At 63.7% G+C, this 25,157-nt stretch carries 19 protein-coding genes; 2 read left to right on the top strand and 17 right to left on the bottom strand.

All coding sequences use genetic code 11. The annotated features are described in order from the left end of the window. Positions 1–24: 24 nt before the first annotated feature. The 11 genes from GC125_RS02975 to GC125_RS02925 form a co-directional block, all read right to left on the bottom strand. Entirely contained in the window at positions 25–1,185 is a 1,161-nt protein-coding gene (locus GC125_RS02975) for an AAA family ATPase (protein ID WP_151987480.1), read from the bottom strand. A 16-nt stretch (positions 1,186–1,201) separates the two neighbouring features. After that, complete coding sequence (gene lpdA / locus GC125_RS02970) at positions 1,202–2,599, bottom strand: dihydrolipoyl dehydrogenase (RefSeq protein WP_151983971.1); 1,398 nt, start codon at positions 2,597–2,599, stop codon at positions 1,202–1,204. Positions 2,600–2,609: 10 nt separating this feature from the next. Next, positions 2,610–3,929, bottom strand: a complete 1,320-nt coding sequence (locus tag GC125_RS02965) for a dihydrolipoamide acetyltransferase family protein (RefSeq protein ID WP_151983969.1) — start codon at positions 3,927–3,929, stop codon at positions 2,610–2,612. A gap of 4 nt (positions 3,930–3,933) precedes the next feature. After that, positions 3,934–4,947 (bottom strand): alpha-ketoacid dehydrogenase subunit beta, encoded by a 1,014-nt coding sequence (locus GC125_RS02960; protein WP_151983967.1) that lies wholly within the window; start codon positions 4,945–4,947, stop codon positions 3,934–3,936. A gap of 91 nt (positions 4,948–5,038) precedes the next feature. Further along, positions 5,039–6,283 carry a 3-methyl-2-oxobutanoate dehydrogenase (2-methylpropanoyl-transferring) subunit alpha gene (locus GC125_RS02955; RefSeq protein WP_151983965.1) on the bottom strand — a complete coding sequence of 415 codons (1,245 nt, stop codon included), beginning with the start codon at positions 6,281–6,283 and terminating at the stop codon, positions 5,039–5,041. An 82-nt stretch (positions 6,284–6,365) separates the two neighbouring features. Then, on the bottom strand, positions 6,366–7,895 hold the full coding sequence (locus tag GC125_RS02950) for a tripartite tricarboxylate transporter permease (RefSeq protein ID WP_151983963.1): 1,530 nt from the start codon (positions 7,893–7,895) through the stop codon (positions 6,366–6,368). Positions 7,896–7,999: 104 nt separating this feature from the next. Further along, positions 8,000–8,530, bottom strand: coding sequence for a tripartite tricarboxylate transporter TctB family protein (locus GC125_RS02945; protein WP_151983961.1), 531 nt, complete (start codon positions 8,528–8,530; stop codon positions 8,000–8,002). Position 8,531: 1 nt separating this feature from the next. Beyond that, positions 8,532–9,485 carry a Bug family tripartite tricarboxylate transporter substrate binding protein gene (locus GC125_RS02940; RefSeq protein ID WP_286165340.1) on the bottom strand — a complete coding sequence of 318 codons (954 nt, stop codon included), beginning with the start codon at positions 9,483–9,485 and terminating at the stop codon, positions 8,532–8,534. A 222-nt stretch (positions 9,486–9,707) separates the two neighbouring features. Then, positions 9,708–12,185 carry an extracellular solute-binding protein gene (locus tag GC125_RS02935; protein WP_151983959.1) on the bottom strand — a complete coding sequence of 826 codons (2,478 nt, stop codon included), beginning with the start codon at positions 12,183–12,185 and terminating at the stop codon, positions 9,708–9,710. Continuing rightward, entirely contained in the window at positions 12,175–12,867 is a 693-nt protein-coding gene (locus tag GC125_RS02930; RefSeq protein WP_151983957.1) for a response regulator transcription factor, read from the bottom strand. Before GC125_RS02930 ends, GC125_RS02935 begins: the two co-directional genes overlap by 11 nt. 113 nt (positions 12,868–12,980) lie before the next feature. Then, a complete protein-coding gene (locus GC125_RS02925; RefSeq protein WP_286165339.1) occupies positions 12,981–13,874 on the bottom strand; it encodes a GNAT family N-acetyltransferase in 894 nt (297 codons plus the stop codon). Between the two features lie 211 nt (positions 13,875–14,085). Here GC125_RS02925 and GC125_RS02920 point away from each other — a divergent pair, with 211 nt between their 5' ends. Together GC125_RS02920 and GC125_RS02915 are read left to right on the top strand one after the other, a co-directional pair. Then, entirely contained in the window at positions 14,086–14,985 is a 900-nt protein-coding gene (locus GC125_RS02920; protein ID WP_151987476.1) for a tyrosine recombinase XerC, read from the top strand. Positions 14,986–15,118: 133 nt separating this feature from the next. Next, entirely contained in the window at positions 15,119–16,186 is a 1,068-nt protein-coding gene (locus GC125_RS02915; protein ID WP_151983953.1) for a TraB/GumN family protein, read from the top strand. A 45-nt stretch (positions 16,187–16,231) separates the two neighbouring features. Here the strand turns inward: GC125_RS02915 and GC125_RS19895 are convergent, their stop codons facing one another. From GC125_RS19895 to sucD, 6 genes are all read right to left on the bottom strand, one after another. Then, entirely contained in the window at positions 16,232–17,341 is a 1,110-nt protein-coding gene (locus GC125_RS19895) for a transferrin-binding protein-like solute binding protein (protein WP_199864408.1), read from the bottom strand. A gap of 158 nt (positions 17,342–17,499) precedes the next feature. Continuing rightward, positions 17,500–18,906 (bottom strand): dihydrolipoyl dehydrogenase, encoded by a 1,407-nt coding sequence (gene lpdA / locus GC125_RS02905; RefSeq protein WP_151983951.1) that lies wholly within the window; start codon positions 18,904–18,906, stop codon positions 17,500–17,502. Between the two features lie 41 nt (positions 18,907–18,947). Next, a complete protein-coding gene (locus GC125_RS02900) occupies positions 18,948–19,703 on the bottom strand; it encodes an SDR family oxidoreductase (RefSeq protein ID WP_151983949.1) in 756 nt (251 codons plus the stop codon). A 78-nt stretch (positions 19,704–19,781) separates the two neighbouring features. Further along, the gene (gene odhB / locus GC125_RS02895) at positions 19,782–21,023 is read right to left on the bottom strand and encodes a 2-oxoglutarate dehydrogenase complex dihydrolipoyllysine-residue succinyltransferase (RefSeq protein WP_151983947.1); all 1,242 of its coding nucleotides are present in this window, start codon (positions 21,021–21,023) and stop codon (positions 19,782–19,784) included. A gap of 56 nt (positions 21,024–21,079) precedes the next feature. After that, on the bottom strand, positions 21,080–24,091 hold the full coding sequence (locus tag GC125_RS02890; protein WP_151983945.1) for a 2-oxoglutarate dehydrogenase E1 component: 3,012 nt from the start codon (positions 24,089–24,091) through the stop codon (positions 21,080–21,082). A 147-nt stretch (positions 24,092–24,238) separates the two neighbouring features. After that, positions 24,239–25,150, bottom strand: a complete 912-nt coding sequence (sucD, locus tag GC125_RS02885) for a succinate--CoA ligase subunit alpha (protein WP_151983943.1) — start codon at positions 25,148–25,150, stop codon at positions 24,239–24,241. Between the last annotated feature and the right edge of the window lie 7 nt (positions 25,151–25,157).

The following is a 25,157-nucleotide window of genomic DNA, read 5'->3' as shown; positions in this document are numbered from 1 at the left end:
GCGGATCGTGTCCGCCGGCTTTTTTCATGCGTCGAAATCGTCGTCGTCTTCCTCCGCCTCATCCGGGAAATGCCCCGTCAGGCGCATGCCGTCGATCCAGGTCGAACCATCGTCCTGCCGGATTACGGTCCTTGCCCGCACACCGGTGCGTTCCATAATCAGGTCCGCCAGTTTCGGCGCGTGGGTCACGACCCAGATCTGCGCATCCTTCGCCGCACGCGCGATCATGTCGGCGAGCGGCGCGAGCATCGACGGATGCAGGCTCGCTTCGGGCTCATTGAGTGCAATGAAGGGCGGGATGCGGTAGGCAAGCAGTGCCGCAGCAAGGCCCAGGAACCGGATCTGCCCATCGGACAATTCGGCAGCCGAGAAAACGCGCTGCGGGAATTGCGGGAAGACAACGCCGAAGCGCGCCTCGCGATCCGGCAGCGGAATATCGAGCCCCGCGCCCTTGAAGGCATCGGAAACGGCCCGATCGAGATCCACCGTGTCGCCACGAATATGTTTGAGCGTCGCCATCACAGCAGCGAGATTGCTGCCATCCATGTCGAGCATGGGCGCCGTCACGGCAAGTGACGCTGCCCGCAAGGGCGACCCGGCGTCGCTGCGAAAGCCGTGGTAAAAGCGGAACCGGGCAAGCGTATCGCGCACGATCGCCGCTTCCGCATGCATCCCCGATCCGCCAAGCGCAGCCAAGCCCGTTTCGGATGAGAGAAGCCTGACGGGATACTCCTGCATCCGCCCGTCGGCATCGCGGTAGGACAGTCCCTGACCGGCGCGCTTCATCACGTCCACGACACGCCGGCCCTGGTCGATCGAGAGCCGCTCTTCCTTGATCTGCGGCTCGAACGGAAAGCCTGCGCCCATCGGCGGCGTCAGTCCTGCCTCGATCGTGTAGCGCCAGCCGAGCGCCGTGTCCTCGTCGAAGAGCTCGACGGCGATCGACAGGCGCACCGGGCGGCCTTTCTTGCGCGCGCCGGTCCACAGCACGGCCGCCATGCCGCCTTCCGCAGCAATCTCGCGCGCGAACGTCCCTTCGGCCGCCGACTGGGCGAGATGCAGCGCCCGATAAAGATTGGATTTGCCGACGCCATTGTCGCCGACGAACACATTGACGTCGCCGATCTCCATGCGGATCGTCTTGAGCGAGCGATAGCCGGCAACGGTCAGCGACCGGAGTTTCATCGACATGGCGCGGCCGTCAAATATGCAGGGCTGCGCCCAGCGCTTTCAGCGCCGCTTCCTGCAGCGCTTCGCCTTGCGTCGGATGGGCATGGATCGTGCCGGCGATGTCTTCCAGCCGCGCGCCCATCTCGATTGCGATGCCGAAGGCGGCAGAGAGTTCCGAAACGCCCTTACCCACCGCCTGAATCCCGAGAACGAGATGGTTGTCCGCCCGAGCCACAACACGCACGAATCCCTGCTCGGCTTCCATCGTCATCGCCCGGCCATTCGCCTGGAATGGGAAGAGGCCGATCTTGACCTCCCGGCCATTCCGACGCGCCTCGTCTGGCGAAAGCCCCGCCGTCACGATCTCCGGATCGGTGAAGCAAACTGCCGGGATCACGCGCTTGTCGAAGGCGCGGCGGTGGCCGGCGATGATTTCCGCCACCATCTCGCCTTGCGCCATCGCCCGGTGCGCGAGCATCGGCTCGCCGGTGACGTCGCCGATCGCGTAAACACCGCGCATCGAGGTGCGGCAGGTCTCGTCGATGCGGATCGCAGCGCCCGAACGGTCGAGATCGAGTTCTTCGAGCCCCCAACCTTCCGTCAGTGGCCGGCGGCCCACCGTCACCAGCACCTTGTCGCTGACCATGCGCCGATCATTGCCGTCGGCGCCTTCGACCAGAAGCGCATCGCCCTTGCCCGACAAGCCCCGCGCCTTTGCCCCCAGGATGACGTCGATGCCGAGCTCGCCGAGCCGCTTGGAGACGGGTCGCGTCAGTTCGCCATCATAGAGCGGCAGAATGTGATCAGTGGCTTCGACGATGGTCACTTGTGACCCGAGCTTGGCAAAGGCAGTGCCGAGTTCAAGCCCGATATAGCCCGCGCCGATGATGGCGAGCCTTTCCGGCACGGCTTTGAGTGCCAGCGCCTCTGTCGAGGAAATCACCGAACCGCCGAAGGGAAGCCCGGGCAGAGGCACCGATTCCGAGCCGGTGGCGATCACGATCGACTCGGCTCGGATGATCTGAACACCCGTCTCGGTCTTGACTTCGACCGTTTTGCCGTCGCGGAACCGCGCCCAGCCTTGCACGGTCTTCACGCCGGCCTTCTTCAGAAGTCCCGCCACGCCCGTCGTCAGTCGCCCGACGATCTTGTCCTTCCAGGCCATCGTACGGGTGAGATCGATGCGTGGCTCGGCAAGCGTGATGCCGAGCGGACTATCGCCGGCCGCCATCGCCTTTGTCTCGGCGAACTGATCGGCCGCATGGATGATCGCCTTGGATGGAATGCAGCCGACATTGAGGCAGGTGCCGCCGGGCTTCACTGCCTCCACGATGACCGTATCGATACCGAGCTGGCCGGCACGAATGGCGCAGACATAGCCGCCGGGACCGGCGCCGATGACGAGAAGCTTGCAGGAAATGTCTTTCATCACCGTCCCCTCATGCCACGAAGATCATGGCCGGCGTTTCCATCAGCGTCTTGATCCGCTGGACGAAGACCGCCGCATCATGGCCGTCGATGATCCGATGATCGAAACTGCAGGACAGGTTCATCATGCGCCGTGGAACGAACGCGGCGCCGTCCCAGTGCGGCCGCACCGCCATTTTGTTGACGCCGATGATGGCGACCTCCGGATGGTTGATCACAGGCGTCGTGACAATGCCGCCAAGCGCACCCAGTGAGGTGATGGTGATTGTGGAACCGGAGAGCTCCTCGCGCGTCGCGGTGCCGGATTTCGCCGCGTCCGAAAGCCTGCCGACTTCCGCCGCGCACTCCCAGAGGTCGCGCGCCTCGCAGTGCTTGGCAACAGGCACGACGAGGCCGGACGGCGTTTGCGCCGCGATGCCGATATGGATGCCGCCATGGCGATGGATGATGTTCGCCTCGTCGTCGAAATGGCTGTTGAACTGCGGCTGAGCCGCGATCGCCTTCACCATCGCCCGCATCAGGAACGGCAGCAGCGTCAGTTTCGGCTGGTCGGGCCGCTTGTCCCTGTTGAGCGCCGCCCGCAGATCCTCGAGCGCCGACATGTCCACTTCCTCCACATAGGTGATGTGGGGAATGTGCCGCTTGGCGATCGCCATCTTCTCCGCGATCTTGCGGCGCAGGCCGACGAGCTTGATGTCCTCGACATCCGTGCGGCGCGTGAGACCGGCCGGCGACGCCGCCTGCGGTCCCTTCGCGCTGAACTGGTCGAGATCGTCATGGGTGATCCGGCCGGCAGGACCAGACCCCGCCACCTGCCGCAGATCGATGCCCGCATGCCGAGCACGCAGCCGCACGGCCGGCGAGGCCAGCGGCTTGTCGGCACTGGGCGCCGCAGCGGGGCGGGTGGGCCGCTTGGGCGCAGGCTCCTTCGCCTCAATATCCTTTGCCGGCTTGGTATCCACCTTCTGGGGCTCGCTTGCAGGCGGTGGCGGCAGATCCTCGCCTTCGCCGCTCATCCCGTCTGCGATCGGCGCCTCGTTCTCGCCGTCATCCATCGGCTGCGCGGCGGTATCTTCGTCTGCGCCACCCTCGCCGGTTTTGATGCGCACGATCACCGAACCGACGGCCACGACATCGCCCACCTCGGCGCCGAGCCAGGCGATCTCGCCGTCGCAGGGTGCCGGAATTTCCACCGTCGCCTTGTCGGTCATGACGGCGGCGACGATGTCGTCTTCCCTAACGACGTCACCGATCTTCACGTGCCATTCGACGAGTTCGGCCTCTGCGACGCCTTCGCCGACATCGGGCAGCTTGATTGTGCGTTCGCCCATCGCTTCAGCCCTCCATCGTCTCGATCATCGCCCGGCCGACACGTGCGGGACCGGGGAAATAATCCCATTCCTGCGCATGCGGATAGGGCGTGTCCCAGCCAGTCACGCGCGTGATCGGCGCCTCCAGATGATAGAAACAGTGCTTCTGCACGAGCGCGGCAAGCTCCGCGCCGAAACCGGATGTCAGCGTCGCCTCGTGCACGATCACGCACCGCCCGGTCTTCGTGACCGACGCAACGATCGTCTCGAGATCGAGCGGCAGCAGCGTCTTGAGATCGATGATTTCGGCGTCGATGCCCGTATCGGCAGCGGCGGCCTCCGACACATAGGTCATCGTGCCATAGGCGAGCACGGTCAGTTCCGCCCCCGCCCGACGCACCTCAGCCTTGCCGAGCGGCACAGTGAAGTGCCCTTCCGGCACCTCGCCCAACGTATGCTTCGACCAGGGCGTAACCGGCTTGTCGTGATGCCCGTCGAACGGCCCGTTATAGAGCCGCTTCGGCTCTAGGAAGATCACCGGATCCGGATCTTCGATCGCCGCGATCAGCAGACCCTTCGCGTCGACCGGATTGGACGGAACGACGACCTTCAGACCCGAGACATGGGTGAACAGCGCTTCCGGGCTCTGGCTGTGCGTCTGCCCGCCGAAAATGCCCCCCCCGGTTGGCATGCGGATCACGATCGGGCAGGTGAATTGGCCGTTGGAGCGATAGCGAATGCGCGCGGCTTCCGACGCGATCTGGTCGAAGGCCGGATACACATAGTCGGCAAACTGGATCTCGATGCAGGGCCTGAGGCCGTAGGCCGCCATGCCGATGGCCGCACCGACGATGCCCAGTTCCGATATCGGCGCATCGAAGCACCGCGTCTTGCCGTATTTCTGCTGAAGGCCCGCCGTGCAGCGGAAAACGCCGCCGAAATAGCCGACATCCTCGCCGAACACGACCACGTCGTCATTGCGCTCCATGGAAACATCCATGGCCGACCGAATTGCCTCGATCATCGTCATGCGCGCCATCAGCGAACTCCCTTGATCAGGATGCCTGGACGGGACGCGCCCGACCGTGACGGCAGGGCACCGCCGCACGCGTTCTCGACACTGAAAATCATCAGACCCCCGCCTCCTGGCGCTGGCGCCTCAGATGCGGCGGCATCGTCTCGTAGACGCCCTCGAACATGTCGCGGGTGGACGGCTTGCCGCCCGAATGCAGCGTACCGTGGCTCTCGGCCTCCTTCTGGGCAGAGATGACGCTGTCCATGACTTCAGCCTCGGCCTGTTTGTGGCGTTCGTCGCTCCAGAGCCCTTTGACGATCAGATGGTTCTTCAGCCGGATGACCGGGTCGCCGAGTGGCCAAGCATCGGATTCGGTCTTCGCCCGGTAAGCGGACGGATCGTCGGAGGTCGAATGCGCGCCGACGCGGTAGGTCACGTATTCCACCAGGGTTGGCCCGAGATTGCGGCGCGCCCGCTCGACCGCCCATTTCGCTACCGCATGGACAGCGAGATAATCGTTGCCGTCCACTCTCAGCGACGGCAGGCCGAAGCCGAGGCCCCTCGCCGCAAACGTTCCGGATCCGCCCCGCGCGATGCCCTGAAACGTCGAGATCGCCCATTGATTGTTGACGATATTGAGCACGACGGGCGCCTGATAGGTGGAGGCGAAGACAAGTGCGGCGTGAAAATCGCTTTCCGCCGTCGAGCCATCACCGATCCAGCCGGCAGCAATGCGCGTGTCGCGCTTTATCGCCGACGCCATCGCCCAGCCGACCGCCTGGATGAATTGCGTGCCGAGATTGCCGGAGATGGAGAAGAATCCGTGCTCCTTCGACGAATACATGATCGGCAGCTGCCGGCCCTTCAGCGGGTCGGCTTCGTTGGAATAGATCTGGTTCATCATGTCGACCATCGGATAACCACCGGCGATCAGAAGACCAGCCTGCCGATAGGTCGGGAAATTCATGTCGCCCGGCTCCATGGCCTTGCGAAACGCGCAGGAGACCGCTTCCTCGCCCATGTGCTGCATGTAGAACGAGGTCTTGCCTTGCCGCTGCGCCGTCTGCATGCGGGCATCGAAGGCACGCAGCGTCATCATATCGCGCAGGCCGTCGCGCAGTTCCTCGTCGGTGAGGCTGCCTGCCCACGGACCGACGGCCTCGCCTTTCCGATTGAGCACGCGGATGATCGAGAAGGCGAGATCGCGTATATCGCGGGGATCGACATCGACCGGAGGTCGCTCGACCGTTCCGGCCTGCGGGATCTTGACCGAGGAAAAGTCGGGCTGGTCGCCGGGCCTGACTGAAGGCTCCGGTACATGCAGTTGAAGCGGCCCGTTTCCGGTTTGAATTCCGGCCATCAGCACCTCCGTTCGATGTCCTTCCCGAACGGTAGAGGCGATTGCGCGCGAAATCCATGCCCGCGCGCAATCAGTCGTCAGATCATTGTTCGTGCAGCGCCTCGGCAGCAGCCCGCCCACGCTTGGAAAGCTTCGTCCAGAGAATGGGGCCTGCAACGGCCGCGATGGCGACGGCGTAAATCGTCAGTGCGATCCAGGAGGTGAAAAGGAAGGAAAAATCACCCTGGTTGATCATCAGGCCGCGTCGCAGCTGCTCTTCCGCCAGCGGCCCGAGGATCGCCCCGACGAGAACCGGTGCCAGCGGATAATCGAAGCGGCGCATGATGAAGCCGATGATGCCGAAGACGAGCAGCAGGATCAGAGCGAAGGCCGAGCCCTGCGCGCCGACGATGCCGAGCGAGGCGAAAGTCATGATGCCCGCATAGAGCCATGGGCGCGGGATCGTCAGCAGCTTCACCCAGATGCCGACGAAAGGCAGGTTCAGGAGAACGAGCATCAAATTGGCGATGAAGAGGCTGGCGATCAGGCCCCAGACGAGCTGAGGGTTGCTGGTGAAGAGCAGCGGACCAGGCTGCAGGCCGTATTGCTGGAAGCCCGCGAGCATGACGGCAGCGGTCGCCGAGGTGGGCAGGCCGAGCGTCAGAAGCGGGATGAGCGTGCCGGCAGCCGATGCGTTGTTGGCTGATTCGGGGCCGGCAACGCCTTCGATGGCTCCCTTGCCGCTGTCGAACTCCTCGCGGGCGATGCCCTTGGCCGATTTTCGCTCGAACGAGTAGGAGAGGAAGGTCGGGATTTCCGCGCCGCCGGTCGGCAGCGGGCCGAACAGGAAGCCAAGGCCCGTGCCGCGCAGGAACGGCTTGAAGCAGCGCTTCAGCTCGGCAAGGCTCAGCCAGACGGAGCCTTTCACGGCCTGAAGCTTCTCGTTGATCGTGCTCGCCTGCGAAGCGATGAACAGCGTCTCGCCTATGGCGAAGAGGCCCACGGCGATGATGGCGATATCGATGTTGTCGCGAAGCTGCGGAACGCCGAAGGAGAGGCGAGCCTGGCCGGTCAGGCTGTCGATGCCGACGAGGCCGATCGACAGGCCGATGAAGAGCGCCGTCAGACCTCTGATGAGCGATCCGCCGAAGGCAGCCGACACCGTGAGGAACGACAGCACCATCAGGGCGAAATATTCCGCCGGTCCGAAGGAGAGCGCCACCTTGACCATCAGCGGTGCGATGATCGCAAGGCCGAGCGTCGCGCAGGTGCCGCCGAAGAAGGAGCCGATCGCCGCAGCGCCGAGCGCTTTGCCGCCACGACCGTCCTTCGCCATCTTGTTCCCCTCGAGCGCCGTCATGATCGACGCGGTCTCGCCGGGGGTATTCAGGAGGATCGAGGAAATCGCCCCGCCATACATGCCGCCGTAGTAGATGCCGGCGAACATGATCATGGAGCCCGTTGCCCCGAAGGACAGCGAGACGGGAAGCAGAAGTGCAACGGTCAGCGCCGGTCCAAGACCGGGCAGGACGCCGACAGCCGTGCCAAGCAGCACGCCGAGCAGCGCAAAGCCGAGATTGGCGGGCTGTGCTGCGATGAGCAGACCATCGAAAAGAAGCGCGAACGTATCCATGACCGTCGGAATACTCTCGTTTGGGCAGCGACCACCGGCTCAAGCCTGAAAGTCAAAGGCTTCGTGCGGCGCGCTGCAATTCTGCAAAGACGGAAACGCCAACTCTAACGAAACAGCGCGTTGAGATACGGCTCGATCAGCCCGGCCGGCAGCGACAGGCCAAGGCCCTGGCGGAAGAGCACGTAGAGCAGCGCGGAGATCACCACCCCGACGAACACCGTCAGGATCACCGGCTTGCGGCCGAAACCGCGCGCGGCACCACCGAACAGCACCCCCGACGCGATGATGAAACCGGCGCCCGCATAGAGCAGCGCGGTCATGCCGGCGAGTGCCCCGATGATCCAGATCACCGGAACCCAATTCAAGGCTTCCCGGTCGGGAAAGTCGCCGCGCCGCGCCATCACGAACGTAAGGGCGCCGAAAACGGCGATGCCGATAGCAACGATGTAAGGAAATATCTCCGGCCCGATCTGCGCATAACTGCGCCGTTCGGGATAGGAGGACGCATCGAGCGCGATCAGGGCCGAGAACAGAAACAGCCCGATTGCGATCGCCAATCCACCGAGGTCGAACTTGCGACGGGCCGCCTCGTCGGGCCGGCGTGTGCCGGCCCCGCCCTGTTCGTGCGTCGCCATCTTACTGGCTGATGCCGAGGTCGGAGAGGATGGCGGTGGTCGCCTCGATCTCCTGGTTCAGGTAGGTCTGGAACTCTTCGCCATCGAGATAGGTGTTCACCCAGCCGCGCGTTTCGAGTTCGGTGGCCCAGGCTTCGGATTCCGACATCGTCCGGATTGTATCCGTCAGTGCCTGACGCTCTTCATCCGAAATGTCCGGAGCGGCTGCGATCATGCGCCAGTTCTGGACATCGAGGTCGAAGCCCTGTTCGGCAAAAGTCGGCGCGTCGACATAGTCCTGACGCTCCGGAGCGGTGATCGCGATCACCTTCACTTCGCCGGCTTCGATCTGCGATGCGAACTCGCTGTAGCCGGAAATGCCAACCGTGACCTGGCCGCCGAGAATGGCCGCAAGCGCTTCGCCGCCACCGGAGAACGGGATGTAATTCAAGGCGCGCGGGTCGACATCGGCTGCCTGGGCGAAGAGACCGGCCGCGATGTGGTCGACGCCGCCGGCGGAGCCACCGCCCCAAGTGACGGAGCCGGGGTCGGCCTGCATGGCTTCGGCGAGGTCTTCGGCATTGTCGATTTCGCTATCGGCCGGTGCTATGACCACGACATATTCACCCGTGAGGCGGGCGATCGGCGTGACTTCTTCGAGCGTGACCGGAGCGGCATTGGCGATGATGGCGCCAACCATGACGTAGCCGCCGACGATCGTTGCCGTCGGGTCGCCTGCGGAGCGGTTGACGAACTGCTGGAGACCGATCGTGCCGCCGGCGCCGGCGACATTCTCGACCTGGATGTTGGAGGCGAGGCCCTCAGCCTGCATGACCGACTGGATCGAGCGGGCCGTTTGGTCCCAGCCGCCGCCGGGCGCCGCAGGCGCCATGATCTTCAGTTCGTCCATCTGCGCGAAAGCGGATGTGCTGGTGAGCAGTGCCGCGAAAGCAGCAGCGAAAATGGTTTTCTTCAAGATGACCTCCCAAATGTTCTGTTTCGGACGCCATGCGGCGTCGCTTCGAACGGCTGGAAGGGCAATGAAACCGTCAGACGGGCGGGGTGCTGAGCAACCTCCTCCCAAGGATCGTTGAGGCCCTCCCAGACCCGATCACGACAAAAGTTAACACGCCAACCTGTCGTCCACCTGTCAGCCATTTCTCGGGTCGAAGCTCAGGCCGGTCCTCAAGCCAAATCGTCAGGGAGGCGAGACGATCCCGCGCCAGGTTTCCAGAAAGCGGGCACGCCGCTGCTGGTCCAGCGCGACCATGAGCGCCGGGCCGAGCGCAATCGGCTGCACCGCGCCTCGCCCCATCTCGGTGATGTTCGCCGCGGTCCAGAGCCCACGCACGCCGTCCCTGACGGCACCGAGCGCCGTCGGTCCCGCTGCCACCGCTTGGCCCGCGTCGGAGAGGAGGAAGTCGAGAAAGAGCCTCGCTGTTTCCGCATTCGGCGCATCGCGTGCGATCACCGCGCTTCGAGTCAGCACCAGCACGTAATCGTCGGGCACGATGATTTGGATATTCGCCCCCTCCGCCTGCCGCGCGAAGGCGTAGGAGCCCAGCACGTTGTAAGCGATCGCCAGTTCGCCGGCATCGACCCGGTCGAGAATATCGGGGCTCGACCCGCTGAGCACGGCGCCCGTCCGGCCGAACGCCGAAGCAAGGCGCCAGAACTGCGATGAGATCAGCTGGTCCTGAACCGCGAGCAGATAACCAACCCCGCTCGTTGCGATGTCGTAGGTTGCGACCTTTCCCGTCAGGCGACCGATATTGCTTTCCAGAAACTCCGCAAGGGCCAGATGCGTGCGTGGCGCTTCGTCCTGAGAGATCAAGTCAGGATTGTAGACGATCACCGCCGGTTCGAAGGTAAAGCCGAAGACCTCGTTGCGCCACGTGGCCCAATCCGGCATCGACGAAACGGCCGAATCATGCCGCGACGCGTGCCCGTCATTGGCGAGCTTGACCTGGAGATCGGACGATGAGCTGATCATCAGATCTGCCGGAGGATCGAGTTGCCCGGCGAGATAGTTCTCGTACATCAAAAGCGTGTCGGTCTCGTCGTAGCGGACGGTGACGTTTGGGTAGCGCTCCTGAAAGGCCTCCACGAACAGCGTAAAGAGTCGCGTATCCGTCGTCCCCACGATCGTCAGCGATGCCTTTTCCGCGGCTCTAGCGGGAAAGACCAGAGGCTCGGCGGCCGCTTCGTGCGACGGAAGAAGGCAAGCGCCGACCAGAAGCGCGATCGCCGCAGGGATGGCCCCTCGTCCGGCGCGACCTTCACGGCGATCGCTTCCGCGCCCGGAAAGCGGCAGGCAGATTTCGGCAACGAGCCCGCCCCCGGCGCGGTCCCTCAGCGTCAGACGCCCGCGATGGGCCTCGGCCACGCGGCGCACGATCGCCAACCCCAGCCCCGAACCCGGCTGATTTCCGGCGCTCGCACCCCGACGAAAACGCTCCACGACAGTGTCCTTCTCCGCATCGGGAATACCGGGCCCCTTATCGAGGACGGACAGTTTCAGCACGTCGCCGTTCTCTTCTCTTGCGCGTTCCACGCGGATGGTCACATCGCCCTGCGAATAGGCGAGCGCGTTGTCGACGACGTTCTTCAGCATCTCGCGCATCACCACGCGATCGGCGGGAAAACCGATGTCCGCGACGTCGGGTTTCATCTCGACGCCGATGCGCATCAATTGGTCCGGATCGAGCCGCTGCGCCACCTCGTTGACCAGCGCACCGATCACTGTCACCTGCACGTCCCTGAGGTCCAGGCGATGCGATACGGTCGCATCCATCAGCAATTGGGTGACGAGCTGGCTCGACTGCACGGCGCCCTGATGGATCCGCTCGACCCGGGCACGCATGGCATCCGGATCGGTCTCGTCCATGGCCACCTCGGCTTGGGCGCGGAGCGACGCCAGCGGCGTTCGCACCTGGTGGGCCGCCTCCGCCACCAGCTCGCTGAGGCGCACCATCGACTGGTTCAGCCGTGCCATGAACTCGTTCAGCGCGCCGACCACGTGGCGCACTTCCACCGGTACGGGAATGTCCACCGGCGAGAGATCGTCGGGCGAGCGGGCGCGCAATTCGCGCTCCAGCGTGAGCAGCGGTGCGAAGGTGCGCCGGATGAGATACCAGACGAGCCATGCAGCCAGCAGGGTCAGGACCAGCAGCGGCACCAGCGCATTGTTGACGATCTCGCGCGACAGCGTTTCGCGCGCGCCTTGCGTTTCGGCGACCCGGATCGTCACCCAGCCGGTCCCGTCCGCCGTCGAGATCAGGCGGCCGACACTTGCGACCCGCACCACCTCGCCGCCGTAACGCACATCGTCGAACTCCGCATCGAGCGTTTCCGCAAGCGGCATATCGGCAGCAAGATCGTCATAGCCGGTGACCAGCGACCCATCCGGCGCACGCACCGAATAAAAGACGCGGTCGTCGCCCGAAACCATTGCAAAGGACGCATAGGGAAGCTCCACCGTGACGTCGCCGTCCTCGATCTGCACCGCGCCGGCGATGGTGAGCGCCGAGGCTGCGAGCAACCGGTCAAAGGCGCGATCGGAAGCGCGCTCGGCATAATCCCTGATGAAGACGAGCAGGATCAGAGCTGCGGCGACGAGAAGGATTGCTGCAAGGGCGGTGATCCGTCGGCGGATCGAGAAGCTGTCAGCGCGCATCGGCGGGCCGAACCTCTGCATCGGCCCTTGCAAGGTAGCCGATGCCACGCACGGTCAGGATCGACACACCGGAATTCTCGATCTTGCGGCGCAGGCGCGACACATAGAGCTCAAGCGCATTGACCGCGACATCCTCGTCGATCGAAAACAGCTGCTGCATCAGTCGCTCCTTCGCGACCACCTGGCCGGCGCGCGAGATCAGAATCTCCAGCAGTCGAAACTCTCGTCGGCCGATCTCGACCGGCACGCCCGCGACGCTTACGCTGTGCGCCGCGGTCTCCATCACCAAATCGCCGAGCACCATTCGGCTGCTGGAATGTCCCGCCGGCCGACGCATGAGTGCGCGCAACCGCGCTTCCAGCTCACGCAGGTCGAATGGTTTGACGAGATAGTCGTCGGCACCCATGTCGAGAAGGCTGACGCGGTCGTCGATTTCCGAGCGTGCCGTCACGACGAGCACCGGCGTATCGTCGCCGCCGCTCCTCAGCGCCGAGATCACCGAAATTCCGTCTCGCTCCGGCAGCATGAGATCGAGAACGATGGCGTCGAACGACGCGTCGCGGGCAAAAGCGAGCGCCGCTTCCCCGTCCCGCACCCAGTCGACCGAATGGCCGGAGCGCTTGAGACGTCCCTCCACCGCTTCGCCGAGATCGCGGTTGTCTTCGACCAGCAGAATGCGCATCGGCCTGATTGATCCCTCCCTTGGCCGCGGCATTCGCAGCGTGGCGGATTTTCAAGCCGAAGCCCGCAAAAAGCAATTCTCACTTGAAGGGATCGATCGGCAGCGAAAACCGATCAGAACTGGACGCGAAACGCGCGGTCCGGATCCGCTTTCAGACCGAAGACGGAGTGATACTCGAGCGCCTTGGTGACAGCCGCCGGATCTCCCTCGAGTTGGTCCGGCTGCAGCAATTCACCGATGGTGAATTCGAAAGTCTGGCTCTTCTTGTTGAGAAGCTCGTGAAAGACCGTCATGTCGCGCAGCTCGGTCGACCATTTCGACAGCCAGTAGAACAGGCCGGAATTGCGTGCCGTCATGTGGACCGGCAGGATCGGTAGGCCGTATTTGCGCGACAGCGAGATCGCCGACGACTTCCATGGCCGTTCGTTGAGCCTGCCGTTCGCCCAATAGGCGATGCGTCCCGACGGAAACAGAACCGTGGCCTTCTCTTCCTTCACGGCGCGCGTCGTCAGCTGCAACGTTTCGCGCGCCTTCAACTTGCTCTTGTGTTCCTCGCGCCATTCGACCGGAATGACCATCTCGACGAAGCGAGGATTCACGCGAATCGCGTCGCGATTGGCGAAGAACATCATGTCGGGACGGCGGTTTTTCAAAAGATCGAAGACGGCAATGCCGTCCGCGATCCCCGTCGGGTGGTTGGAGACCATGATGAAGCCGCCCTTTTCGGGGATGCGCTCTCCGCGCTTCACTTCTACATTCAGGTTCAGCCGGGAGCTGGCATACTCGAACGCCTGGAAGCCCGGCATGTTGGCAACAGCGTCGGCGAATTGCAGCGCGGTGCCGTAGTGAAGCACACTGTAGAGAAACGGCCGCATGACCGGCCAGAGCGGATTATTGACGAGACGCTGTCCACGTTCGGCGATGAGTTCATCGACGATGTGCCCGGGACGGCCTTGGGACAACAGTGCAATGGCATCAACCACGCCGTGAATATCGCGCTTCTGCACCATAAACGTCCCCGTTATCGCGTCCAACCGGACATCGCATGCTCTTGTAAAGACAGCATGACAGCCGCTTTTCCGACAGCACTACCTAGCATCGTAACCCTTATATAACCATTGTCGCGGAGGCTTCGAGGAAAGCCACCGGATATCAAATGACATTTCGCGAGCGTAACGAATCGTGACAACCGACCTGCTCCCAGCCGCGCCGGATGTGATGATGCAGCGTCAGCGGTGGCTTGATGGCCTGAGCATGCAGCGGCGTCTTTCGGCGAACACGCTCGATGCCTATGAGCGTGATCTGCGGCAATTCCTCCAATTCATGAACCGGCACGTAGGTTCCACTCCCTCGTTGCGCGATCTCGCAGATTTGCGTCCCACCGATCTGCGCGCCTTTCTCGGCAGTCGTCGCCGCGATGGGGCCGGGGCGCGCACGCTTGGACGCGGACTCGCAGGCGTCCGCTCGTTCCTGCGCCATCTGGAGCGGGAAGGCCTTGTGAACGCAGCAGGCGCCCGCCACGTGCGCGCACCCAAGACCGGACGCAGCCTGCCGAAGCCGCTGTCGGAGGAGCAGGCCGTGGCCGTCGCGAACCTCGACGGCCAGATGTCCGACGAACCCTGGATCGCAGCCCGCAACGCCGCGCTGCTGACGCTTCTCTACGGCTGCGGTCTTCGAATCTCGGAAGCGCTTGCGCTGACACCTGCGTCGGTCGGCCCGACCACGACCACGTTGCGCATTGAAGGCAAGGGCGGCAAGACCCGGCTCGTCCCGCTGATGGACGTCACCCGACAGGCGATCGCCGAATACCGAAAACTCTGTCCCTATCATCTGGCGGCGCCGGAACCGCTCTTTCGCGGCGCGCGGGGCGGCGTTCTGCATGCGGCGATCATCCAGAAGGAAATGCGCAAGATGCGATCGGCGCTCGGGCTTCCCGACACGGCGACGCCTCATGCGCTGCGCCACTCCTTCGCAACCCACCTTTTGGCCGGCGGTGGCGACCTCAGGACCATCCAGGAGCTGCTCGGGCACGCGAGTCTATCCACCACCCAGATCTATACCGGCGTCGACAGCGCCCGGCTCCTTGCCGCCTACCGGGCAGCCCATCCGCGCGCCTAGAGCGTTGCCAGGAGAAGTGGGCACCGGTTCACTGTCCGGAAACGCCAGAAGGGAGTGGCATTAACGATTTCTTGCGCGGCCGGGTGTTATCGCAGAGCGATCAACAGCCTCGGGATGTCTCGTGATCGCACGCATGAAAACCGCCACGGAAGAGCATTTGGCGCGCGGCGTCATCGGGCTTCTCGGATTGATACACCTCATCATGGCGCTGAGCCTGCTCTTCGTGCTGGGAACGCTGGACCGCGCCGATGCGCAGGAACAGATCGCCGCATGCGGCGGCGAGAACCTCATCGACCGGATGCGCGTCGAGGACGACCCGCGCCTGCCGGCCTTGCTGGAAGAGGCGGCTGCAACGCCCAATGGCGAAGGGCTTTTGTGGCGCGTCGAGAACGACGAGGGCGTTGCTTCTTATCTTCTCGGCACGATGCATGTCGCCGACCCGCGTGTGACGGAACTGACCGATACCGTGAGCCAAGCGCTGGACGCATCGGAAACGGTCGTCATCGAAACCGACGAAATCCTCGACCCTGCCGTTGCCCAGGCAGCGCTGATTGCCCGACCCGAGCTGACGATGTTCACCGATGGGCGTACGCTTCGTTCGGTGATGAGCGACGAAGACTTCGCTCTGGTCGAAGCCCGGCTCGATGAGCTTGGTCTGCCCGTCGACGCTCTCGTGCACATGAAGCCTTGGATGATCGCCGGTCTCATTGCGCTTCCGGCCTGCGAACACGCCCGAAAAGCCGAAGGTGCGGCCTTCCTCGACCAGATGCTGGCCGAACAGGCGCTCGAGGATGGCAAGGCGGTCGATGGGCTCGAAACCATCGCCGAGCAACTGGACGCCATGGCCAGCCTGTCGCTCGAATTTCACGTGCGCGGTCTGGTCGAAACGCTTTCGCTAGGCCCCCTACTGGAGGACGTGACGGCGACGATGACGGACCTCTACGTTGCAGGCGACACCGGCATGATCATGCCGATGCTGCGCGAAGCCGCTCCTGAGGGTCATGAAAGAGACGCGCAGGGCTACGCCGATTTCGAAGAGCGGATCGTCCTTGCCCGCAATCGCATCATGGCCGAGCGCGCCGAACCCTTTCTCGATGGCGGCCGCGCGTTCATCGCGGTCGGTGCCTTGCACCTTCCGGGGGACGAAGGCGTGATCGAACTCCTGCGCGACGCCGGCTATTCGGTCGAACGCGCCGATTGAGACGGCGGCCGATCAGCCGCCGCCCCCAGCCATTCCGTCGAAAGCTCAGTTGGTCGTCTGACCCTCCTGCGCGATGAACTGGCCGCCGAGATACACGTCCTGGCCGCCGCGCGTTCCGTTGGCCTGGAAGACACCACCCACGGCATCCGCGTTCTGGCCGAGGAACGAGCCTGTCACCGCGGAATCGGTGAAGCTTGCCACCGGTGTCGCGCCCTGCAGCATGGTCACCGACCCGCCGTCGAAATGCTGACCGTTGATCTGCGAGCCATCCAGCCGCAGCGAGAAGTCCGCTGCTTGCTGGTTGCCGAAGCGCCGTAGGTTGGTGATCTCGCCATCGACTGTCCCGGCACCGAAATCCGCCACCATGCGCACGTCGCCGCCATAATCGACCTGGCTGTTGGAAATACCCGTGCCGGTCGCCACCCGCACATAGGCCGCCCCCTTGTCGGCATTGCCGGTATCCGTCGCGGTGAACGTCGCCGTTCCGGTGCGGCCCGAAACGGCTGAAGCCGGTGCGAAGTCGCCGCCGTAGAAGATGCTGATCGTGTCGATTGGCTGGGTGATGTTCACCCGGTCCTGGTGATGATCGATCGTGAAGAACTCGTCGCTGCCGTTCTGGTCGTGGTCGTAATAGGTGACCATCACATCGGCGACGGACGCACCGACGTTTCCGATGAACTCGGATTGCTGCGCATTGGTCGTCGACGTTCCGCGTGCCGGATATTGCGCATTGGCCGTGACGCCTGGAACGGCTGAGCCATCGCGGTAGAGACCGCCGGTCGTGACCGTGATCGAGCCATCGTCCTGTTTCGCCGTCGTCAGGTCTGCCGTGCCTTCGATCGGAGCGGTCGAGGTCACGAGATCGCCGGTCGGCACGTAGGCGAACTTGCCCTGCTCGTAAATCGGCACCGGTGTCGGGATCGGCTGCTGCGCGCGCGAAAACTTCGTCGAAACGCCGCGGATCGCACTGCCGGTTCCGCCGCCCGACCCACCTCCACCGGCGTCGCCACCTGAGCCACCACCTGCACCGCCACCGCCCGGCGCGCCGCCGGCACCGCCGCCAGGCCCGATCGATCCGGTGGTGGTCGAACCGCCACAGCCTGCTAGAGCCAGTACTGGCACCAGCGCCAGCATCGGCAGAATTTTCATGGTCATTGTCTGTCGTCCCCAGCCCATATGTTGAGGCGCGCGCCGCCTGTTTCAGGTTCGGCGCACGCGTTGCGGGACAAGAGAGACGACAGAGCGCGTACGGGAACAATCACCCGTACAGGTGAGGAAGCGGCGTCTTATGGAAGACGCCGCTTCCGATCTGCTTACATATGGATGGGCTTGAAGAAGGTCGCGAGGGCAGCTTCCTTGACCGCTTCCGACAAGGTCGGGTGCGCATGGCAGGTGCGCGCCAGATCTTCCGCCGATCCGCCGAATTCCATCAGCACGGCTGCCTCGTGGATGAGATCACCCGCACCGGCACCCACGATGTGCACGCCGAGCACCCGGTCGGTATCCTTGTCCGCGAGGATCTTGACGAAGCCTTCTGTGGCCAGCATCGCGCGGGCACGGCCGTTTGCGGTGAAGGGGAACTTGCCCGCCTTGTAGCCGACGCCGTCGGCCTTCAGCTGCTCTTCGGTGCGGCCGATGGAGGCAACTTCCGGCTGGGTGTAGACGACGCTCGGAATAACCTCGTAGTTCACATGGCCGGCCTGGCCGGCAATGATCTCGGCCACGGCCACGCCTTCGTCCTCGGCCTTGTGGGCAAGCATCGGGCCCGCGACCACGTCGCCGATTGCATAGACGCCTGGAACCGAAGTCTGAAAGTGCGCATCGATCTTCACGCGACCACCCTTCTCCATGACGACGCCTGCATCCTCCAGACCGAGCCCTTCCGTATAAGGCCGGCGTCCGGTTGCCACGAGCACGATGTCTGCGTCGACCGTCTGCGCCTCGCCGCCCTTGGCTGGCTCGAACGTGACGGAAGCCCCCGCATCCTTGCGCGTGACGGCCGTCACCTTCTGGCCGAGCTTGAAGTCGAGGCCCTGCTTGGCCAGCATGCGCTGGAACTGCTTGGAGATCTCGCCATCCATGCCGCCGAGGATCGAATCGAGATACTCGACCACGGTGACCTTGGCGCCGAGACGCGCCCAGACCGAGCCGAGTTCGAGTCCGATGACGCCGCCCCCGACAACCACCAGGTGACCGGGCACCTTCTCCAGTTCCAGCGCGCCGGTCGAGGACACGATCACCTTCTCGTCGAAGGCGACGTCGACGCCCGGGATGCCTGCAACGTCCGAGCCGGTCGCGATGACGATGTTCTTGGCCTCGATTTCCTGCGTTTCGCCGCCATCCGTCGTCACCGACAGCTTGCCTTCGCCAAGCACCTTGCCGGTGCCGACGAGGACGTCGATCTTGTTCTTCTTCATCAGGAAGGAGACGCCATCGACATTGGCCTTAACGACCGCATCCTTGTGCGCCATCATCGCCGGCAGGTTCAGCGTCGGTGTTCCGACCTCGACGCCGAGCTCGGCATGGGTGTGGCCCGCCTGATGGAACACTTCAGAAGCGTGCAGCATCGCCTTGGAGGGGATGCAGCCGATGTTCAGGCAGGTGCCGCCAAGCGTCGGGCGCTTCTCCACGATCGCGGTCTTGAGACCAAGCTGCGCGGCCTTTACGGCGCAGACATATCCACCCGGTCCAGAACCGATGACGACGACATCGTAAGCCATTGAATGAAATCCTTTCGTTTATTGAGGCCGGCGGTCCGCGTTCAGCGACCACCGGTGATATCGAGGACGGTACCCGTCGTGTACGAGGCTTCGTCCGAAAGCAGCCAGAGAATGCCGCGCGCCACCTCGTCGGCGGTGCCTTCGCGCTTCATCGGAAGACCGTCACGCACCTGGGCAACGCGGTCGGGCTCGCCGCCCGAAGCATGGATTTCCGTGTCGATGATGCCGGGACGAACGGCATTGACGCGGATCTTTTCGGCAGCGACCTCGAGCGCTAGACCCTTCGTCATGGTCTCGATCGCGGCTTTCGACGCTGCGTAGTCGACGTACCAGCCGGGCGAGCCGAGACGTGCAGCGGCCGACGACAGATTGACGATCGCCCCGCCCTGTCCGCCATGCCGCGTCGACATGCGCCTGACCGCTTCGCGAGCGCAGAGGAAGCTGCCTGTCACATTGATGCGGAACATACGCTCCAGCCGATCGAGACTGATCTCGTCGACCCGCGCCATGCGGTCGACGACGCCGGCATTGTTCACCAGCGCATCAAGTCGGCCGAAGCGACGATCGACCTCTCCGAAAATCGCGAGAATGTCTGCTTCGCGGCCGACATCACCGGCTACCGCGAAAGCTTCTCCACCCGCCGCCTTGATGTCGGCGACCACGCTTTTAGCCGCCTGTTCATCGGAAACGTAGTTGACCGCAACGCGGTAGCCACGTGAGCCAGCAAGACGACAGACGGCAGCGCCGATGCCACGGCTTCCGCCGGTGACGAGCAGTGACGGGGACTTGCCGTTCATTGCGCTGCCCTTCCTGTCCGTCCGGAACGCGGCCGCCGCGTCACATCTGCATGCGCGGCGGCGCCGTCCCGCTCGATCCTAGAGGTCGAGAACGAGACGCTCCGGATCTTCGAGGCTTTCCTTGACGCGCACCAGGAAGGTGACGGCTTCCTTGCCGTCGACGATGCGGTGATCGTAGGAAAGCGCCAGATACATCATCGGACGGATGACGACCTGACCGCCGATCGCGACCGGACGCTCCTGGATCTTGTGCATGCCGAGGATGCCCGACTGCGGCGCGTTTAGGATCGGCGAGGACATCAGCGAACCGTAGACGCCGCCATTCGAAATGGTGAAGGTGCCGCCCTGCATGTCGGCCATGCCGAGCTTGCCGTCGCGAGCCGCAACGCCGAGACGGCCGATTTCCTGCTCGATTTCGGCGATCGACATCTGGTCCGCATCGCGCACGACCGGCACGACGAGGCCCTTCTCGGTGCCGACGGCGACGCCGATGTGGCAGAAATTCTTGAAGACGATGTCGTTGCCATCGATCTCGGCGTTGACCGAAGGGATCTCCTTCAGGGCGTGCGTCACGGCCTTGGTGAAGAAGCCCATGAAGCCGAGCTTCACGCCGTGCTTCTTCTCGAAGAGATCCTTGTACTTCTTGCGCAGGTCCATGACCGCCGTCATGTCCACCTCGTTATAGGTGGTCAGCATGGCAGCGGTGTTCTGCGCATCCTTGAGGCGCTTGGCGATCGTCTGGCGCAAGCGCGTCATCTTCACGCGCTCTTCGCGCGACTCGTCGGCTTCGCTGGAAGCAGGACGCGGTGCCTTCGGTGCTTCTGCAGCCGGTGCGGCTGAGCCACCCTTGTTGATGGCGTCGATCACGTCGCCCTTAAGGACCTGGCCGCGCTTGCCGCTGCCCGAAACCTGATCGGCCGAAACGTTCTTTTCAGCCATCATCTTGGCCGCAGAAGGTGCGGGCGGCATGTCGCCGGACTTCGCGGCAGGCTCGGCAGCAGGCTTGGCTTCAGCCGGCTTCGCTTCGGCTGGCTTCGGCGCTTCCGCCTTGGGCTCTTCCGTCTTGGCAGGCGCCGCGCCCGATCCGGCACCGATCTGGCCGAGAAGCGCGTTGACCTCCACGGTGTCGCCCGTCTGGGCAAGGATTTCCGTCAGCGTGCCGGAAGCCGGTGCCGGCACTTCGACCGTCACCTTGTCGGTCTCAAGCTCAACCAGCGGCTCGTCGGCGTTGATCGTATCACCCACCTTCTTGAACCAGGTGCCGATCGTGGCTTCGGATACGGATTCGCCCAATGTCGGGACGCGGATTTCGGTGGCCATGGCTGTCAGCTTTTCCGTTCGGTAGGGGGTCGAGATGAAAGACGGATCACGCCCGGCTAGTCGCCGAGCGCATCTTCGAGGAAGGCGCCGAGCTGCGCCTTATGCTTGGACATAAGGCCCGTTGCCGGCGAAGCGGCAGCCGGACGGCCGGTGTAGCGCACGCGCTGGTACTTCGCGTCGATATGCGCGAGCACCCACTCGAGATAGGGATCGATGAAGGCCCAGGCGCCCATGTTCTTGGGCTCTTCCTGGCACCACACCATTTCGGCACCGCGGAAGCGCGACAGCTCGTTGATGAGCGCCTTGGCCGGGAACGGATAGAGCTGCTCCAGGCGCAGAAGGTAGATGTCGTCGATGCCGCGGGACTCGCGCTCTTCGTAAAGATCGTAATAGACCTTGCCGGAGCACATGACGACGCGACGGATCTTGCTGTCCTTCTGGAGCTTGATCTTTTCGTTCTTCAGAACTTCCGCATCATCCCACAACAAGCGGTGGAAGGACGTGTCGCCCGACAGTTCCGACAGCGTCGACACCGCACGCTTGTGGCGCAGCAGCGACTTCGGCGTCATCATGATCAGCGGCTTGCGGAAGTCGCGCTTCATCTGCCGGCGCAGGATGTGGAAATAGTTAGCCGGCGTCGAGCAATTCGCGACCTGCATGTTGTCTTCCGCGCACATCTGCAGCCAGCGCTCCAGACGGGCCGAGGAGTGCTCGGGACCCTGGCCTTCGTAGCCGTGCGGCAGAAGGCAGACGAGGCCCGACATGCGCAACCACTTACGCTCGCCCGACGAGATGAACTGGTCGAAGATGACCTGCGCGCCGTTGGCGAAATCGCCGAATTGCGCTTCCCAAAGCGTCAGCGCATTGGGCTCCGACAGCGAGTAGCCATATTCGAACCCGAGCACCGCTTCTTCCGAAAGCATCGAGTTGATGACTTCGTAGAGCTGCTGGCCCTTGGCGAGATTGTTCAGCGAGATATGGCGGTCTTCGCTCTGCTGGTCGTAGAGAACCGAATGACGTTGCGAGAAGGTGCCGCGCTCCACATCCTGGCCGGAGAGCCGGACCGGGTGGCCGTCTAGAAGAAGCGAGCCGAAGGCAAGCGCTTCGCCGGTGGCCCAGTCGATACCTTCGCCGCTCTCGATCATCTGGGCGCGGTTGGCGAGGAAGCGCTGGATCGTGCGATGCGTCTCGAAGCCTTCCGGCACTTCGCACAGCTTCCGGCCGATATCCTTCAGCGTTTTCATCGGAACGGCGGTCTTGCCGCGACGCTGCTCGTCCTGATTGTCGGCAACGCGCATGCCCGACCACACGCCGTCCAGCCAGTCGGCCTTGTTCGGCTTGTAGGACTGGCCGCTCTCGAATTCCTGTTCCAGATGCGCGCGCCAGTCGGCCTTCATCTTCTCGAACGTGCCGAGATCGATGTGGCCTTCCTCGATCAGCTTCTTGGAATAAATCTGCACCACGGTCTCGTGGCTGCGGATCTTCTTGTACATCTTCGGCTGCGTGAACGCCGGCTCGTCGCCTTCGTTGTGGCCGAAGCGGCGGTAGCAGAACATGTCGATGACGACCGGCTTGTGGAACGTCATGCGGAATTCAGCCGCGATCTTCGCGGCGTAGACGACGGCTTCCGGATCGTCGCCGTTCACGTGCAGGATCGGCGCCTCGATCATCTTCGCCACGTCGGAAGGATAGGGCGACGAGCGCGAAAAGCGCGGATTGGTCGTGAAGCCGATCTGGTTGTTGACGATGAAATGCAGCGTACCGGCAACGCGGTGTCCGCGAAGACCCGACAGGCCGAAGCATTCGGCAACGACGCCCTGGCCCGCGAAGGCCGCATCGCCGTGCAGCAGCAGCGGCAGAACCTGAGCCCGCGTCTCCAGCGGCACGATCTCGTCGCGCGGCGAGCCGGAAAGAATATCCTGCTTGGCGCGCGCCTTGCCCATGACGACCGGGTTGACGATTTCCAGGTGCGACGGGTTGGCTGTCAGCGACAGGTGGACCTTGTTGCCATCGAACTCCCGGTCCGAAGATGCACCGAGGTGGTATTTGACGTCGCCCGAACCCTCGACATCCTCCGGCGTGAACGACCCGCCCTTGAACTCGTGGAAGATCGCACGGTGCGGCTTCGCCATCACCTGGCTGAGCACATTGAGGCGCCCGCGGTGCGGCATGCCGAGAACGATTTCCTTGAGGCCGAGCTGACCGCCGCGCTTGATGATCTGCTCGAGCGCCGGGATCAGCGCTTCGCCGCCATCGAGGCCGAAACGCTTCGTGCCCTTGTACTTCACGTCGATGAACTGCTCGAAGCCTTCCGCCTCGATCAGCTTCTGCAGAATGGCGCGCTTGCCGTTGGGCGTGAAGTCGACACCCTTGTCCGGCCCCTCGATGCGGGCCTGGATCCAGGACTTTTCTTCCGGATTGGAGATGTGCATGAATTCCACGCCGATCGTGGAGCAGTAGGTGCGCTTCAGGATGTCGAGCATCTCGCGCACGGTCGCGTATTCGAGGCCAAGGACGTTATCGAGGAAGATCTTGCGATCCATGTCGGCGTCGGTGAAGCCATAGGCCTCCGGCGACAGCTCGTTGTAATCCTCGTTCTCTTCCGCGATGCCCAGCGGATCGAGCTTGGCATGGAGGTGGCCGCGCATGCGATAAGCGCGGATCATCATGATGGCGCGAACCGAATCACGCGTCGCGCGCAGCACTTCCTCGCTGGTCATTTGCGCCTGCTGGCCGGCAGCGGCAGGTACAGCCGCGGCGGCGGAAGCCTTGGTCGCGATCTTCTTCTCGAAATGCGTCTCGACGCGGCCCCAGTCGCCGTCCATGGCGGAAACCAGTTCGCCATTGGCGTGGATCGGCCAGTTCTTCTGCTTCCAGGAAGCGCCGTCCGCTGCCTTACGCGCCGTATCCGGCTCGTCTTTCAGCGCACCGAAAAAGGCCTGCCACTCGCCATCCACGCTGGCCGGATCATCCTGGTAGCGGGCATAGAGCTCCTCGATATAGGCGGCATTCGCGCCATAGAGGAACGACGTGGACTGAAAGAATTCGTTGGCGTCTTGCCTGGCCATCGGTGCCTGCGGAGGATCGCTCCGCCTCCTTCATTGATTCGGGTGTTGCCGCGCGCTCGGCACGCGGCCCCGTTCTGTGCGACGAATGTGCCCGTCGCGGGGCGGGTGCCCGGATTTCCAATGAACCCGGACGCCCTTCGGCAAAAGTCAGCCCTTGAGGACTTCGACCAGCGTCTTGCCAAGCTGCGCCGGCGACGGCGAAACGCGGATGCCGGCCGATTCCATGGCAGCGATCTTGTCTTCAGCTCCGCCCTTGCCGCCTGAAATCACGGCGCCGGCATGGCCCATCGTGCGTCCGGGAGGCGCCGTACGGCCGGCGATGAAGCCGACCATCGGCTTCTTGCGGCCCTTGGCTGCTTCGTCCTTCAGGAACTGGGCGGCTTCTTCTTCGGCCGAACCGCCGATTTCGCCGATCATGATGATGGATTCCGTCGCGTCGTCGGCGAGGAACATCTCAAGCATGTCAATGAATTCGGTGCCCTTGACCGGGTCGCCGCCGATGCCGACGGCGGTCGTCTGGCCGAGGCCTTCGTTCGACGTCTGGAACACGGCTTCATAGGTCAGCGTGCCCGAGCGTGACAGGATGCCGACGGAACCCTTCTTGAAGATGGAGCCCGGCATGATGCCGATCTTGCATTCTTCCGGCGTGAGAACGCCGGGGCAATTCGGGCCGATGAGGCGGGACGACGAACGGTCGAGCCGCGCCTTCACCTTCACCATGTCGGAAACCGGAATGCCTTCCGTGATGCAGATGATCAGCGGGATTTCGGCGTCGATCGCCTCGATGATCGCGTCCGCGGCGCCTGCCGGCGGAACGTAGATGACCGATGCGTTGGCGCCGGTGCGCTCCTTGCCTTCAGCGACCGAGGCGAAGATCGGCAGGTCGCGCGAAGCGCCGTTCACGGCGCCGGTCCAGGTTTCACCACCCTTCTTGGGGTGGATACCGCCGACCATCTTGGTGTCGTGGTAGGCGAGCGCCTGTTCGGTGTGGAACGTGCCGGTCTTGCCGGTCAGGCCCTGAACGAGGACCTTCGTGTCTTTGTTGACGAGAATGGACATCAATCCT

The organism is Rhizobium sp. EC-SD404, from assembly GCF_902498825.1.
Lineage (GTDB): Bacteria > Pseudomonadota > Alphaproteobacteria > Rhizobiales > Rhizobiaceae > Georhizobium.
Note: the sequence above shows the minus strand (reverse complement) of the source record. Positions and strands in the feature narration are given on the sequence as shown.

Excerpts from the sequence above, each read along its gene's own strand:
- sucD (WP_151983943.1), bottom strand. The coding sequence starts at position 25,150 with ATGTCCATTCTCGTCAACAAAGACACGAAGGTCCTCGTTCAGGGCCTG.
- GC125_RS02935 (WP_151983959.1), bottom strand. The coding sequence starts at position 12,185 with ATGCGCGCTGACAGCTTCTCGATCCGCCGACGGATCACCGCCCTTGCA.
- lpdA (WP_151983971.1), bottom strand. The coding sequence starts at position 2,599 with ATGAAAGACATTTCCTGCAAGCTTCTCGTCATCGGCGCCGGTCCCGGC.
- GC125_RS02890 (WP_151983945.1), bottom strand. The coding sequence starts at position 24,091 with ATGGCCAGGCAAGACGCCAACGAATTCTTTCAGTCCACGTCGTTCCTC.
- GC125_RS19895 (WP_199864408.1), bottom strand. The coding sequence starts at position 17,341 with ATGACCATGAAAATTCTGCCGATGCTGGCGCTGGTGCCAGTACTGGCT.
- GC125_RS02945 (WP_151983961.1), bottom strand. The coding sequence starts at position 8,530 with ATGGCGACGCACGAACAGGGCGGGGCCGGCACACGCCGGCCCGACGAG.
- GC125_RS02960 (WP_151983967.1), bottom strand. The coding sequence starts at position 4,947 with ATGGCGCGCATGACGATGATCGAGGCAATTCGGTCGGCCATGGATGTT.
- GC125_RS02955 (WP_151983965.1), bottom strand. The coding sequence starts at position 6,283 with ATGGCCGGAATTCAAACCGGAAACGGGCCGCTTCAACTGCATGTACCG.
- GC125_RS02930 (WP_151983957.1), bottom strand. The coding sequence starts at position 12,867 with ATGCGCATTCTGCTGGTCGAAGACAACCGCGATCTCGGCGAAGCGGTG.
- lpdA (WP_151983951.1), bottom strand. The coding sequence starts at position 18,906 with ATGGCTTACGATGTCGTCGTCATCGGTTCTGGACCGGGTGGATATGTC.
- GC125_RS02975 (WP_151987480.1), bottom strand. The coding sequence starts at position 1,185 with ATGAAACTCCGGTCGCTGACCGTTGCCGGCTATCGCTCGCTCAAGACG.
- GC125_RS02915 (WP_151983953.1), top strand. The coding sequence starts at position 15,119 with ATGAAAACCGCCACGGAAGAGCATTTGGCGCGCGGCGTCATCGGGCTT.
- GC125_RS02965 (WP_151983969.1), bottom strand. The coding sequence starts at position 3,929 with ATGGGCGAACGCACAATCAAGCTGCCCGATGTCGGCGAAGGCGTCGCA.
- GC125_RS02950 (WP_151983963.1), bottom strand. The coding sequence starts at position 7,895 with ATGGATACGTTCGCGCTTCTTTTCGATGGTCTGCTCATCGCAGCACAG.
- odhB (WP_151983947.1), bottom strand. The coding sequence starts at position 21,023 with ATGGCCACCGAAATCCGCGTCCCGACATTGGGCGAATCCGTATCCGAA.
- GC125_RS02900 (WP_151983949.1), bottom strand. The coding sequence starts at position 19,703 with ATGAACGGCAAGTCCCCGTCACTGCTCGTCACCGGCGGAAGCCGTGGC.
- GC125_RS02920 (WP_151987476.1), top strand. The coding sequence starts at position 14,086 with ATGATGCAGCGTCAGCGGTGGCTTGATGGCCTGAGCATGCAGCGGCGT.